This window comes from Microbacterium sp. BWT-B31 (assembly GCF_041379855.1).
Lineage (GTDB): Bacteria > Actinomycetota > Actinomycetes > Actinomycetales > Microbacteriaceae > Microbacterium.
This window is the reverse complement of the sequence record NZ_JBFECU010000007.1, coordinates 45,552-58,379: the sequence shown is the minus strand read 5'-3', so window position 1 is coordinate 58,379 and position 12,828 is coordinate 45,552. Positions and strand designations below refer to the sequence as shown.

Here is a 12,828-nt window from a genome sequence, read left to right as displayed (position 1 = left end):
AAACACCGTTCCCGCAGTGCGGAAAGATCATCGTATTCTTACCGCATTGCGGGATCGGTCTATACTGGCCCGGTGTCCGAAGTCGAAAGCGCGAAGCAGCCCAATTACCCCATCTCGTCGGTCGGCAATGCACTCCGGCTGCTCCTTATGTTCAACAATCACCCTCGGCTCCGTCTCTCCGATGCGGCGACGGCCCTGGGCGTTTCGACATCCACCGCCCATCGCCTGCTCGCGATGCTGCAGTCATTCGACTTCGTCCGGCAAGAGGAGGAAGTTCGCACCTACGTGCTCGGCCCGGTCTTTCTCGACCTGGGCTTGTCCGCTGTGCGGAACATGGACGTCCGGGCAATCGCGCGTCCAATCCTCAGTGAATTGGCGGTGCGTCTGGATCAGACCGTCCACCTCGCAGTTCTGGAGGGCTTGAATGTGCGGTACGTCCTCGGAGCAGAGGGTCAAAGCCAGTTGCGCGTCGCAGACCGCACGGGCGAACTCCTGCCAGCGCACACGAGCGCTATGGGGCGAGCATTGCTCGCGGATATGAGCAATGAACGGCTCGACAAGATCCTCGCTCAGCTAGTGGAACAGAGAGTCGACGCCAAGCAACTCCAGACTGAGCTCGATCAGATCCGAGAAATCGGATACGCCCTCAACTTCCGCCACGACGATGTGACGTCGATGGCGATGACCGTCCATGACCCAGACGGCGCGACGATCGCGGCGATCAACGCGGCCGGACCGTCGTCACGGATGTCGAAGCAGGATCGGAAGCTCATCGCCCGGCAGTTGCACGCGGCTGCGGCCGAGATCGAGGAAGCGCTGCGCACGGCGCCGAACAAATGATGGCGGTGGGCCCGTCTACCTGCCACCGTCCGTTAATGAACTGCAGCCGTGCGCTCAACGTACCGCCAGGCCGGCGTGCTCTAGCCGCGACCGCTGGTAACGCCACACGAAGGTGTCGTTGAAAGCCGAGCCGAGGTCCGGCATGGCGGCGATGTCCTCCGCCGACACCTCATACTCGACCTTCCCCTTCGCGCTCGCAAGCACAAGCATCCTGGCCAGGATCTCGACGTTCAGCGCCCGTATCACGGCCTCCTCAAGCGTGTGGCCGACGGTTACGATTCCATGGCCGCGTAGGACCAGCGCAGGAGCCGGCCCGAGCGCAGTCGCCACCTCGCGACCAAGTTCATTCGTATTGATGAGAGCGCTGCGAGGGTAGATCGGGATGCGGCCGACCGCCATGCGCATGACCGGGATGTTGTAGGCACCGACGACCGGCCGCAGCTCGATTCCCGCGAGGTCCGCGGCGATGACGTGCGGCGCGTGCACGTGTACCACCGCCCGAACATCGGGCCGCGCACGCATCGCTTCGGTGTGAATCGGCAACTCGTTCGGCGGGTCGTATCCCGGCTCTAGCTCCACCCCGGGCGCGACCTCGTGGATGTCTTCCGGACGCGTGAAGAGCAGACCACTCTCCAGGGGTCCCCGGCATCTGACGGCCAGCCCACGCTCGGTCCGCACGCTCACGTGACCCAGGATGTCCTCCGCGAGACCCGCATGCGCCAGGATGCGACACGCCTCGGCTAGAACGACCGGCGTCGAGTTGTCGAGTGGCATCAGGCCTCCTGCGGGACGGTGCGAAGCTCTTCGAGCCGGGCAATGGTCTCGGGATAAGGGCGTTTCGCGTACGCACCCTCGGCCGCCTCGCCAAAGAAGGCGTACGCGGCGGCTAGCGTGGCGCTGGAAACGCCGACCGATTCGGCGAGCGCCGTCGCCAGCCGCATGTCCTTGGCGATTGTCGTCGTGGGTGCGTGCTTCGCGACGGCGCGTGCATTCCCCGAGAAGTACTCGACGACGCCCTTCAACCCACCTTCGACACCAGTCGATAGTTCGATCGCCTCGATCGTCGTCGGGATGTCGAGACCGACGCGCTGCGCGATGACGAGCGCCTCGGCGACGGCCAGGTGCGTGGCGTACTTGACGTGCTGGTGAGTGAGCTTCGTCGCGAACCCCATGCCCAGGGCGCCGGCGTAGATGATCGCTCCCGCGACATCGGCCACGATCGACTCGGCATCGCCGAGTGCGCCTGGTGAACCGCCAACCATGACGGTCAGCTGCGGAGGCTTACCCGACACCGGCGCATCGATGTAGTGTGCCCCGCGACCGAGATCCTTGACCCTGTTAGCGACCTCCTCAGCGAGCTCAGGATCGCCCGTGGTCATGTCGATGATGAGCGCACCCTCCCGCAATCCAGCGAGCACGCCGATCTCCTCGTCGTAGAGGACCTCCCGGACGGCGGTCGGGTTCGGCAGTGCGAGAAAGACCAAGCTGGTCTGCCCAGCGAGCTCGCGCGGGTTCACCGACGGAGCGGCCCCGAGCATCGCCGTCGTCGCGATCCTGTCAGCGTGGCGGTCCCAGACTGCCACCGAGTGCTCCGCCGCGATAAGACTCTCGCTCAACGCCCTGCCCATCGTCCCGAGTCCGACGACTCCGACATGTTCAATGTTCATAGGTATTACCCTTCATGCGCCATTTCTTGCAGGATACAGAACTCGTTTCTGTTCAGCAATCTTCTTGGATTTGGTTGGTGCACCAACGAAGCGCCGATTGACCATAGTTGACAGACGATCTGACGATTGTGTACGTTCTCTGGCTAGAGAAGCTTTCTGTACTGTGACAACCGTGACGAACAGGACAGCACCTGAGGCATTTATGATCCTGGCGAAGGAGCCAGAGAGGAGTTGCGCATGCCTGAAGCGATCTGGATTGCGCTCGGTCAAGCGCTGAGCCCGATGTCGCTCTTGATGCTGCTCGTCGGTGTCGCGATCGGCTTCGTGGTCGGAATCCTCCCCGGCCTCGGAGGAGCCGTAACTCTCGCGCTGCTGATCCCCGTCACGTTCGGCATGGATCCGGTACCGGCGTTCTCGTTGCTGCTCGGCATGTACGTGGTGTCTGCGATCGCGGGCGACTTCACGTCGATCCTCTTCGGCATACCCGGCGAACCGACCTCCGCCGCCATGGTGCTTGACGGTTATCCGCTCAAGAAGAAGGGTCAAGCCGGCCGGGCTCTGGGTGCCTCGCTGTCCAGTTCCGCGATCGGGGCGATCTTCGGCGCACTGTTGCTGATGGCAATGATTCCGGTGATGCGGCCCCTCATGATGGCGGTCAGCGCACCCGAACTGTTCGCCGCGGGCGTGCTCGGCCTGACGTTCATCGCGTCACTCTCCAGTGGAAGCATCAACAAGGGCGTTATCATGGCGGTCATCGGCGTCCTGATCTCGCTCGTCGGGATCGACCCGAACCTCGGCATTCCGCGCTACACCTTCGGCAGCCTCCACCTCTGGGAGGGCATCGGCATCGTCCCGGTCGTCGTGGGACTCCTCGGTGGTGCTGAAGTGCTCCAGACCATGCTCGAGAAGTCGGGCCACACGAAGAACGACGCCCCCCTCCGCCTCGGCGGCGTCCTGCATGGCGTCAAGGACAGCTTGCGCTACTGGTGGCTGACACTGCGTGCGAGCGCGATCGGCGCTGTGCTCGGCATACTGCCGGGTCTCGGCGGCTCTGTGTCGCAGTTCATCGCGTACGGTCACGCCAAGCAGACCTCGAAGCACCCCGAAGATTTCGGCGAGGGATCGATCGAGGGCGTCATCGCCTCCGGTGCGACCACCACTGCAAAGGACGGCGGCCATCTCGTTCCAACAATCGCCTTCGGCGTCCCCGCCGGTGCGAGCATGGCGGTGCTGCTTGGGGCCTTCCTAATCCAGGGCCTGAACCCCGGTCCCGAGATGCTCGACGAGCATCTCGACGTGACCCTGTCCCTCGTGTGGATCATCGTCCTCTCTACAATCGTCGCTGCCATCATCGGCTTTCTGCTTATCCGGCCCCTGGCCAAGCTCACGTCAGTGACCGGTCGCATCTTGGTGCCATTCCTGGTCACGATGCTCACGATCGGCGCCTTCGCTGCGACGGGGGCGATCGAAAACGTCTGGACCATGCTCGTCTTCCTTGCCATCGGTGTCCTGGCGACTCGATTCAAGTGGCCGCGGATCCCGTTGCTTCTCGGGCTTGTGCTCGGCGAGATCCTCGAGCGCTACTTCATCGTCAGCTATTCATTGTTCGAATGGGGCTGGCTCAACCGACCCGGCGTGATCCTCATCGAGTTCATCATCGCCGTGATGATCATCTTCACGGGGGTTCGTATCGCCCGGAAGCGGTATCGGGCACGGCTCGCCCGCAGCATGAACGGAACCCTGGTATGAGCACCGAAGCCATCCACACCGCGAACGACTCTTGGTGGCACCGCGTCAACAAGCCGGACCTCATCGTCACCATCATCATGCTGGCGATCTTCATCGCGGCTTTCGCGACCGCCGCCTCCTGGCCGTCGCTGGCGGCCTACTTCCCTCTCGGAGTGAGCAGCGCCGGCACCCTCTCGAGCGCGATCTTCGTGATCCGCGTCCTGTTCTTCCCCCGGAAGGTGGATGCCCCGAAGACGAACATACCCGAGGCCGCGACGCCGGTCGCCGACCAGGAATACGAGTTCTTCCGCAGCCTCACCCTGAAGGACTGGGTCAACTCGGTCGGCTGGCTGGGAAGCTTCTTCGTCTTCCTCGCGGTCTTCGGCATATATGTCGCGATGGTGGTCTTCACGGTCTGCTATCTGAGGTTCCAGGCCGCCAAGAGTTGGTGGTTCACAGCCATCTACACGGCGACCCTCGTCGGAACGATCTACGTCACGTTCGAACTAGTACTCAAACTCCCTCTTCCCGGCGGGCTCTTCGGCCTCGCTTGACATACACACAACAGAACCCTTGCCCGAACCGGTCGCCTACGACCGGAGTGCATGAACTTGAAAGGACACCCCATGCGCAAGACCGCAGCAGGGCTCGCCGCGCTCGCCGCTGTCGGCGTGCTGGCAGCCTGTACGCCCGCAGGCGTGACGAACGCCGCCGCCTCGCCAGAAGACGCCGTCAAGGCACTCAAGGGCCAGACGATCACCCTCGTGGTCCCGTTCGATCCGGGTGGTGGGTACGACGCCTACGCCCGCATGCTCGCGCCCGAACTCGGCGAAGAACTGGGGGCAACTGTCATCGTCGAGAACAAGCCGGGCGCTGGCGGAATCCTCGCGACAAACGAGGTCATTCACGCCAGGCCCGACGGGAAGACCCTCGTGCTGCTGAATGGCCCCGGTCACCTCGGTGCCGCGCTGGCCGGGGCCGAGGGTGCCTTGTACGACGCCGAGGCAATGAGCTATATCGGACAGATCAGCTCGGAGCCGGACGTCGTGGCAACCAGCAACTCCTCCGGCATCGGCTCCGCTGACGATTTGGCCGGCAAGCGCTTCGCCGCTACGGGCCCCGGCTCGAACGAGTACATCGACGCGGTGGTACTCAACGCCCTACTCGGCCTCGATAACGAGATCGTCACCGGCTTCGCATCAAGCAACGAGGCGAGCCTCAACGTCGTCCAGGGCAACATCGAGCTACACTCGCGGTCGTTCGGCAGCCAACTTCCCGGCATCGACGCGGGCGACCTCGTGCCCGTGCTCGTGATCGGCACCAACACGGGCGAGGAACAGATCGCCGACGTCGATGTCCTCGCCGACGTGGTGCCGTCGTCCAAGGCCAAGCTCGCAGAGTTGCACTCCGCCCTCGTCTCTAGCGGCCGCATTATCGCCGCGCCACCCGCGATGGGCGAGGCGACACTTCAGGTGATACGCGACGCGTTCGAGAGGGTCGTCTCCGACCCCGGGTTCCAGAAGACCGCCGCCGAAGCGGGACGTCCCGTCGTGTTCGCCAGCGGTGAGGACGTGCAGTCCCTCGTCATCGACGTGATGAACTCCTCGGCGGAGTACGTGGCGCTGATCAAGAAGGCCTACGGCAACTGACCAACTCCCCGGAGCGGGGTGACGCCTGGACGATCCAAGCCTCACCCCGCTACGTCGTTTTCACAGCCGGATACAGCGCGCTCCGTTGCCGCGATCTCGTGCTTCGTCGGCGTGTCGGTCGCCGCCCGGTACAGAGTTCTCGCCATCCTTCCGAAGCGGTCAACGACGAGCGGGAGTGGCAACCCAGACTGGCTGCGCACATTCTCGATCTCGACCGCTTCGAAGTCCGCTCGGAACTCCGCGCTGACCGCGTAGTCGATGACGCCCTCGGTCAGATCGACCCCATTGAGTTCGACCCGGGCGCACGCGCCGACGACGCCCATCGGCGTCCTAATGGCGCCGGTCGAGTCGACGCTCGCCTGAAGCCCAAGCTGACGCAACGACGCGAGCGGCCACTCTGCTGCCGCTTCCAGGGAACTCGCCGCACTCCCGGAAGCCAGCCGGCCCAGAGGTGCGATCACGGACCAGAGGATCACTGCCGGGTCCTGAGCGAGCCAGGCCGATCCCGACGTCGGACGCTCGAAGAAGCCGACGCCGCCTCGTTCCCTGTCCCCCTGTCCGTGGCCCACAATAAGGACCGGACGATCCGGCTGCCATACTCGCAGGGTTGGCCCGCGCTCCCCGCTCCCAACTGCCGCCGCGAGAACGCGGTCGAGAGCAATACCCCATGCCGGGTCACACGGCGCAGTGTCGACGATCAGGCTCCACGCAAGTCGCTGCTCATGCGCTGTCACCCTTTGGGTCGACCGACCGTCCTGCATTCCTCAAGTTTAAAGCTCTCCGCGGCGCTCCCGCCCGACTTCGCCCACGCGACGCTCGCGGAGAGGTTCGTGGATCGGGTGCATGCGGCTGGACTCACGACAGAGTCGACCAGCGTTCAGACTCAAACTCCGTCTACGCCGAAGTCATAGTTGTCGCGCCTCAGTCACAAGATCGATCATCTCGAGCGTGTCCATCACGGCCCATTCCTTTCGATCAGGCTGACCCAGAAACTCCGAATAGCAGACAGTCCCCTCTGAGGAGATTCGCTGAGCGCCGTCACACGTGCTCGGTGTCGGGCTGCGCGAAGATCGTGCGAATGATCGACGCAACCATCGGTCCAGCGCTCTTCGGGACGTTGGAAAGCAGGTTGCGCATGAAGTGGACTCGGCATCGCTGCCAACTGGAGCCCTGGAAGACGGTATCGATCGCGGCGATCAGTCCGGTGTGATCGTCGCTGATCACGAGCTTCATGCCATCGAGGCCGCGGGACTTGAGCGACCGCAGAAACGTGATCCAAACGGCTGCGACTCGGTGTCTCCGACTTCGAACCCGAGGACTTCCCTCCGCCCGTCGGCGGCGACTCGATCGCGACCACGACAGCCTGGGACACTGACGGCGCTCAGCGAATCTCCTCAGCGTTGCTCACCGAGGTTCTCCAGGTCGCCGGTCAGGTTAGCGCCGGGTTGTGCCGGTGGTGACGCGGCGGGGTTCGTCGGCTGCGGCGGTGTGGTTGCGGAGTCGGTAGGAGGCTCCGTCGAGGGTGACGACGACGCTGCGGTGCAGGAGCCGGTCGAGCATCGCCGCGGCGACCGTGGTGTCGCCGAGGATCTCGCCCCAGGCGCCGACCGGCCGGTTCGTGGTGATCGCGATCGAGGTCTCCAGGTAGCGCTGGTTGATGACCTGGAACAGCGCCGACGCGGCCTCCCCAGGCAGCGGCAGGTAGCCGAGCTCGTCGATGATGAGCAGGGTCGGGCCGGCGAAGAACCGCATCATGGTTGCCCATTTGCCTTCGATCGCGGCGCGTGGCAACGGGCGGCGAGGTCGGCGGCGGCGGAGTAGACCCGGTAGCCTGCCTTCACCACGGAGAGCGTAGTGTGCGTCGATGAGGGCCTTCCCCGAACCTCGCACGAATAGAAACTCGGCCGGCTCGCCCGTCGACCTTCTCAGAAAGGTCCAGATGGACATCGCGTGGACATTTCACCCGCGAACCGGACATCTCAGAAAAATCCCTACACTACTACTACCCGAAATCCCCCGGCGCCATATCCGCAAACCTCGAGAAGTGCCCCTGGAAGGCGACGGTGATGGTGTCGGTGGGGCCGTTGCGGTGCTTGGCGACGATGAGGTCGGCCTCGCCGGCGCGGGGCGACTCCTTCTCGTAGGCGGCTTCGCGGTGCAGCAGCACGACCATGTCGGCATCCTGCTCGATCGAGCCCGACTCGCGAAGGTCTGACAGGGCGGGCTTCTTGTCGGCGCGCTGCTCAGGGCCGCGGTTCAGCTGCGACAGCGCGATGACCGGCACGCCGAGCTCCTTGGCGAGCAGCTTGAGCGCACGCGAGAACTCCGACACCTCTTGCTGGCGAGACTCGACGCGCTTGCCCGAGGTCATCAGCTGCAGGTAGTCGATCACGACCATCTTGAGTCCGACGCGCTGCTTGAGCCGCCGGCACTTCGCGCGGATCTCGACGAGCGTCATGTTGGGGCTGTCGTCGATGTAGAGCGGGGCCTCGTTGATGCGGCCGCGGGTCGCGGCGATCGTCGTCCAGTCGCGTGAGTCGAGTGTGCCCTTGCGCATCGCCTGCAGCGGGATGGCGCCTTCGGCGCTGAGCAGACGCATCGCGATCTCGCTGCGTCCCATCTCGAGCGAGAAGAAGATCGTCGGCATGTCGTGCTTGATCGCCGCGGCGCGCGCGAAATCGAGAGCGAGGGTACTTTTGCCCATGGCCGGCCGCGCCGCGATGATGATCATCTGCCCCGGATGCAGGCCGTTGGTGAGCTGGTCGAGCCCTTGAAAGCCGGTGGGGATGCCAGTCATCTGACCGTCGCGACCGCGAGCGGCCTCGATCTCGTCGACCGCGGCATCCACCGCGATCGTCAGCGGCACGTAGTCCTCGGACTCCTGCGCGGTGCCGACGGAGTAGATCTCGGCCTGCGCGTTGTTCACGAGCTCGAGCGCGTCGCCCTGGCCCGAGTAGCCCATCTGCACGATGCGCGTGCCGGCCTCGACCAGGCGCCGCAGCAGCGCGCGCTCAGCGACGATCGACGCGTAGTAGCCGGCGTTCGCAGCGGTCGGAACGATGGATGTCAGCGAGTGCAGGTAGTCCGGACCGCCCGCGCGCTGCAGCTCACCGGTCTTGATGAGCTCGTCGGTCACCGCGACGACGTCGGTCGGCTCGCCGTGCGAGTACAGGGTGAGGATCGCCTCGAAGATCAGCTCGTGCTTGGGCACATAGAAGTCGGCGCCCCGCAGCGTCTCGATGACGTCGGCGACGGCATCCTTCGACAAGAGCATGCCGCCCAGCGCGCTCTGCTCGGCCAGCAGATCGTGCGGAGGGGTGCGCTCGTGTTCTCGGGGGCCACCGAGTCGGTCTTCGGAGATGTCAGCGATCGACACAGGCGCCATACCTCCACAATGTTCAGCCGGGTGTGCCCGGGGGTTCTCGACCGGCGCGTCTCAGGATCCGGGGGCCGCGCGACGGCAGGCTGCCGCCGTCGCGCTCAGCACACCACAGACGTACGACATCTGGCGCTGACGGGCCCCCGGACCGTCAACCACGACGGTCGGATCGCGCTCCTTAACGGGCCGACCCCCACCGTAGGGATCCGGTCATCCACACGCAAGACTGCCTGTGGATAACTATGTGGAATGTCTGGGCGAAACGCCGGGAGACCTGTGTACAACGTCTGTGGAAAACGCCCGGGATGATTCAAACGGAAGAATTTTTTCTGTACCCTGATCTGGAATTAATTCATTCACAGCCTGTGGATGAGCATGTGTTTGAAGTCCTCATTGAAGGTTGCTGTCTTGACCCTCGCCTGTGCATAGTTTCGGCGTCGGCGCAACCGGGCTCCACGAGGTGTGCACATCATCCGGCGGGGGCGCCGCGTTCGCAGGTTCAGGTCCCCCTCGGGCGCGCTTCGCGCGGAACGCGAAACGTCGTCGTGAGAGGCGAACGCGGCCGGCGGCGGTGATGCCGTCGCGCCCCGTGTCGCCGACTCCTCCCGCGACCGGCGCACGGGGCCCGTTCCTGACCGTGCGACTCCGGCAGCGTCCGGCGCAGGTCGCGGCATCCGCTGTTGTGATCGCCCGGTCGCCCTCGGTACGGTGCCGACATGAGCATCGCGTCGGATGAACACGCCCCGGTCACCAAGCCGAAGGGCCGCACTCGGCACGAGCTCGATGCGATCGAGACCCCCCTGCTGCGGGACGCGGCGAACTGGCTCGTCGTGTTCAGCGGCACGGCGAACGTCGTCATGCAGCTCGCGAATCGTCCCGTCGCGTACGGCGTCATGCAGAGCACCGTCGACGAGGGCAACCTCTTCAAGAACCCCCACCGCCGCGCCCGCACGACTCTCGCCTACATCGCCGTGTGCGTGCTGGGCACCCCCGCTGAGCGGGCGGCGATGCGCAAGGCGGTCAACGGCTCGCACGCCCACGTGCGGTCCGATGCCGCCGCCGAGGTCGCCTACAACGCCTTCGACCCCGCCCTGCAGAAGTGGGTGGCGGCCTGCCTCTATCGCGGGTCGGTCGAGTCGTACACGCTCGTACACGGGCAGCTTGTCGATGCGGCGGCCGAGGAGTATTACCAGCAGGCGAAGGTCTTCGGCACGACCCTTCAGCTGCGCGCCGAGGACTGGCCGGCCGATCTCGCGGCGTTCGACGAGTACTGGACGAGCACCCTCGCGGGCCTCGAGATCGACGAGCGCACACGCGCGTACCTCATGAAGGTCGTGCGCATGGAGTACGGCCCCCAGCGGCTGCCCGCGTGGTTCGAGCGCCTGCGCACCCGTCAGGTCGCAGGACACCTCGGCCCCGACTTCCGTCGCCTCATGCGCCTGGACTGGTCAAGCGACGACCAGCGCCGCTACGACGCCTTCAACCGCCGCATGCGCACGCTCACCCTGCTGTCGCCGCGCTGGCTGCGCGAGGCTCCGCTGCGGGTCCCGCTGCGCGACCTGCGCCGCCGCATGGCGCAGGGGCGCCCCCTGCTGTGACCATCACGCGATCGCGGAGATGACAGATGCCGCGGCATCCATCATCCGGCTCAATCGGGAGATCTCGGCTCGCCTTTCGAGCCGAGTTCACCCCGATGAGCCGACTCAACCCCGACAGAGCGCCAGAACGAGGGATGCCGCGCCCCGAGCCCTCAGGAGAGGGCCGGGTCGCGGCATCCGTCGTGCGCGAATTACTTGGCGGCGACCACCTGGAGGGTGATCACGGCGGTGAGCTCGTCGCCGAGGCGAACGGTCGCCTCGTGCTCGCCCACCGACTTGATCGGAGAGGTGATCTGGATCTTGCGCTTGTCGAGCTCGCCGAGGCCCGCGGCCTTGACGGCGTCGGCCACGTCGGAGGTCTTCACCGCGCCGAAGAGGCGACCCTCGTTGCCGGCCTTGACGGCGAGCTTGACGGTAGCGGCCTCGAGGGCGTCCTTGAGGGCCACGGCGTCTTCGTGGCTCGCGATCACGCGCGCCTCACGGGCGGCGCGGATCGAAGCGACCTGCTTCTCGCCGCCGCGCGACCACGCGACAGCGAAGCCCTGGGGAATGAGGTAGTTGCGGGCGTACCCGTTCTTGACCTCGACAACGTCACCGGCGCCACCGAGCCCGGCGACCTCGTTCGTGAGAATGAGCTTTGCCATGTCGGTACTCCTTAGCGGCCAGCGCCGGCGTAAGGCAGGAGCGCCATTTCGCGCGCGTTCTTGATCGCCTTGGCGATCAGACGCTGCTCCTGCACCGAGACACCGGTGATACGACGGGCGCGGATCTTGCCGCGCTCCGAGATGAACTTGCGAAGAGTGGCGACGTCCTTGTAGTCGATGACGCCGACACGGATCGCCTTCGCGGGGGCTGCGTTCTTCGCGCCCTTCCGCGGCTTCCGGCGGTCGCCGGTTGCCTTTCCAGCCATGGTGTTTCCTTACGTGTGGAAATCGGATGCCTCGTGGCGAGGCTTCTTGAATGGGGGGTCTCGATACGGCCGCTGCGCGGCCCACTCGACCGTGACCCGACCCGCATCAACGCCGCTGTGCGGCATTGCTCCGGGTCGCGTCAGAACGGGGTGTCGTCGCCGTAGGCGCCGGGCGCGCTCCACGCGTCGGCATTGCCGCTTGCGGTGGTCGAAGAACCAGGAGTCGACCAGGGCTCGTCCGCGACCTGCTGCTGAGGCCGTGACTGACCGCCTCCGGCGGCACGCGTGACCTGAGCGGTCGCGTACCGCAGCGAGGGGCCGATCTCGTCGACCTCGAGCTCGATCGAGATGCGGTTCTGACCCTCGCGGTCCTGGTAGCTGCGCTGCTTGAGGCGACCGGTCGCGACGACCCGCATCCCCTTGGTCAGCGATCCGGCGACATGCTCGGCGAACTCGCGCCAGACGCTCGCGCGAAGGAACAGCGCTTCGCCGTCCTTCCACTCGTTGGCCTGACGGTCGAAGTTGCGAGGCGTCGACGCGATGGTGAAGTTGGCGACGGGAAGCCCGTTCTGCGTGTAGCGCAGTTCGGGGTCGGCAGTCAGGTTGCCGACGACGGTGATGATGGTCTCACCGGCCATGGTCTCAAGCCTTCGCAGCCTTGGCGGTCTTGCGGGCCGCCTTCTCTTCGGTGCGCTTCTGCTCGGCGGCCACCAGCGCGATGGCCTCCTCCGCACGCAGAACCTTGGTGCGCATGATGCGCTCGTCGAGGTTCAGCTGGCGGTCGAGCTCCTGCGTGGCAGCGCTCGATGCGGTGAAGTTGACGACGGCGTAGATGCCCTCGTTCTTCTTCTGGATCTCATAGGCGAGACGGCGCTTGCCCCAGATGTCGACGTTGTCGATCGAGCCACCATCAGTGGTGATGACCTTCAGGAACTTGTCGAGGCTCGGGGCGACCTGGCGCTCGTCGATCTCGGGGCTCAGGATGACCATGAGCTCGTACTTGTGCGTCACTGACCCACCTCCTTCGGACTAGAACGGCTGCAAGGCATCTCCCTGC

The 12,828-nt window shown here is 65.3% G+C and carries 14 protein-coding genes and 1 pseudogene; 5 read left to right on the top strand and 10 right to left on the bottom strand.

Going from position 1 to position 12,828, the window contains the following annotated elements; genetic code table 11:
- Nucleotides 1-72: 72 nt before the first annotated feature.
- Nucleotides 73-840 carry an IclR family transcriptional regulator gene (locus AB1K54_RS09130; RefSeq protein ID WP_371202432.1) on the top strand — a complete coding sequence of 256 codons (768 nt, stop codon included), beginning with the start codon at nucleotides 73-75 and terminating at the stop codon, nucleotides 838-840.
- Nucleotides 841-894: 54 nt separating this feature from the next.
- Here the strand turns inward: AB1K54_RS09130 and AB1K54_RS09125 are convergent, their stop codons facing one another.
- Together AB1K54_RS09125 and AB1K54_RS09120 are read right to left on the bottom strand one after the other, a co-directional pair.
- Nucleotides 895-1,614 (bottom strand): class II aldolase/adducin family protein, encoded by a 720-nt coding sequence (locus tag AB1K54_RS09125; RefSeq protein ID WP_371202431.1) that lies wholly within the window; start codon nucleotides 1,612-1,614, stop codon nucleotides 895-897.
- On the bottom strand, nucleotides 1,614-2,507 hold the full coding sequence (locus AB1K54_RS09120; RefSeq protein ID WP_371202430.1) for an NAD(P)-dependent oxidoreductase: 894 nt from the start codon (nucleotides 2,505-2,507) through the stop codon (nucleotides 1,614-1,616). Before AB1K54_RS09120 ends, AB1K54_RS09125 begins: the two co-directional genes overlap by 1 nt.
- Before the next feature lie 237 nt (nucleotides 2,508-2,744).
- On the opposite strand from AB1K54_RS09120, the gene AB1K54_RS09115 reads away from it, so the two are divergent.
- From AB1K54_RS09115 to AB1K54_RS09105, 3 genes are all read left to right on the top strand, one after another.
- Nucleotides 2,745-4,256 carry a tripartite tricarboxylate transporter permease gene (locus tag AB1K54_RS09115; RefSeq protein ID WP_371202429.1) on the top strand — a complete coding sequence of 504 codons (1,512 nt, stop codon included), beginning with the start codon at nucleotides 2,745-2,747 and terminating at the stop codon, nucleotides 4,254-4,256.
- Nucleotides 4,253-4,789: a tripartite tricarboxylate transporter TctB family protein gene (locus AB1K54_RS09110; protein ID WP_371202428.1), complete on the top strand. Its 537-nt coding sequence runs from the start codon at nucleotides 4,253-4,255 to the stop codon at nucleotides 4,787-4,789. Before AB1K54_RS09115 ends, AB1K54_RS09110 begins: the two co-directional genes overlap by 4 nt.
- Before the next feature lie 72 nt (nucleotides 4,790-4,861).
- Nucleotides 4,862-5,884 (top strand): tripartite tricarboxylate transporter substrate-binding protein, encoded by a 1,023-nt coding sequence (locus tag AB1K54_RS09105; RefSeq protein WP_371202427.1) that lies wholly within the window; start codon nucleotides 4,862-4,864, stop codon nucleotides 5,882-5,884.
- Between the two features lie 41 nt (nucleotides 5,885-5,925).
- Here the strand turns inward: AB1K54_RS09105 and AB1K54_RS09100 are convergent, their stop codons facing one another.
- From AB1K54_RS09100 to dnaB, 4 genes and pseudogenes are all read right to left on the bottom strand, one after another.
- Nucleotides 5,926-6,645, bottom strand: coding sequence for a hypothetical protein (locus AB1K54_RS09100; protein ID WP_371202426.1), 720 nt, complete (start codon nucleotides 6,643-6,645; stop codon nucleotides 5,926-5,928).
- Nucleotides 6,646-6,931: 286 nt separating this feature from the next.
- Nucleotides 6,932-7,227: pseudogene (locus AB1K54_RS09095) on the bottom strand (transposase); the annotation flags it as partial.
- A 91-nt stretch (nucleotides 7,228-7,318) separates the two neighbouring features.
- Nucleotides 7,319-7,639, bottom strand: a complete 321-nt coding sequence (locus tag AB1K54_RS09090) for an ATP-binding protein (RefSeq protein ID WP_371202425.1) — start codon at nucleotides 7,637-7,639, stop codon at nucleotides 7,319-7,321.
- Between the two features lie 247 nt (nucleotides 7,640-7,886).
- Nucleotides 7,887-9,269 (bottom strand): replicative DNA helicase, encoded by a 1,383-nt coding sequence (dnaB, locus tag AB1K54_RS09085; protein WP_371202424.1) that lies wholly within the window; start codon nucleotides 9,267-9,269, stop codon nucleotides 7,887-7,889.
- Nucleotides 9,270-9,979: 710 nt separating this feature from the next.
- Between dnaB and AB1K54_RS09080 the strand changes: the two genes are divergently transcribed.
- Nucleotides 9,980-10,861: an oxygenase MpaB family protein gene (locus AB1K54_RS09080; protein ID WP_371202423.1), complete on the top strand. Its 882-nt coding sequence runs from the start codon at nucleotides 9,980-9,982 to the stop codon at nucleotides 10,859-10,861.
- Between the two features lie 191 nt (nucleotides 10,862-11,052).
- On the opposite strand, the gene rplI is transcribed toward AB1K54_RS09080, so the two are convergent.
- The 4 genes from rplI to rpsF all read right to left on the bottom strand — a co-directional run bounded on the left by rplI (nucleotide 11,053) and on the right by rpsF (nucleotide 12,782).
- Nucleotides 11,053-11,505, bottom strand: coding sequence for a 50S ribosomal protein L9 (rplI, locus tag AB1K54_RS09075; protein ID WP_371202422.1), 453 nt, complete (start codon nucleotides 11,503-11,505; stop codon nucleotides 11,053-11,055).
- A gap of 11 nt (nucleotides 11,506-11,516) precedes the next feature.
- On the bottom strand, nucleotides 11,517-11,771 hold the full coding sequence (gene rpsR / locus AB1K54_RS09070; RefSeq protein WP_005054609.1) for a 30S ribosomal protein S18: 255 nt from the start codon (nucleotides 11,769-11,771) through the stop codon (nucleotides 11,517-11,519).
- Between the two features lie 140 nt (nucleotides 11,772-11,911).
- Nucleotides 11,912-12,409, bottom strand: a complete 498-nt coding sequence (locus AB1K54_RS09065; RefSeq protein WP_371202421.1) for a single-stranded DNA-binding protein — start codon at nucleotides 12,407-12,409, stop codon at nucleotides 11,912-11,914.
- A gap of 4 nt (nucleotides 12,410-12,413) precedes the next feature.
- A complete protein-coding gene (rpsF, locus tag AB1K54_RS09060; protein ID WP_371202420.1) occupies nucleotides 12,414-12,782 on the bottom strand; it encodes a 30S ribosomal protein S6 in 369 nt (122 codons plus the stop codon).
- Nucleotides 12,783-12,828 lie beyond the last annotated feature (46 nt).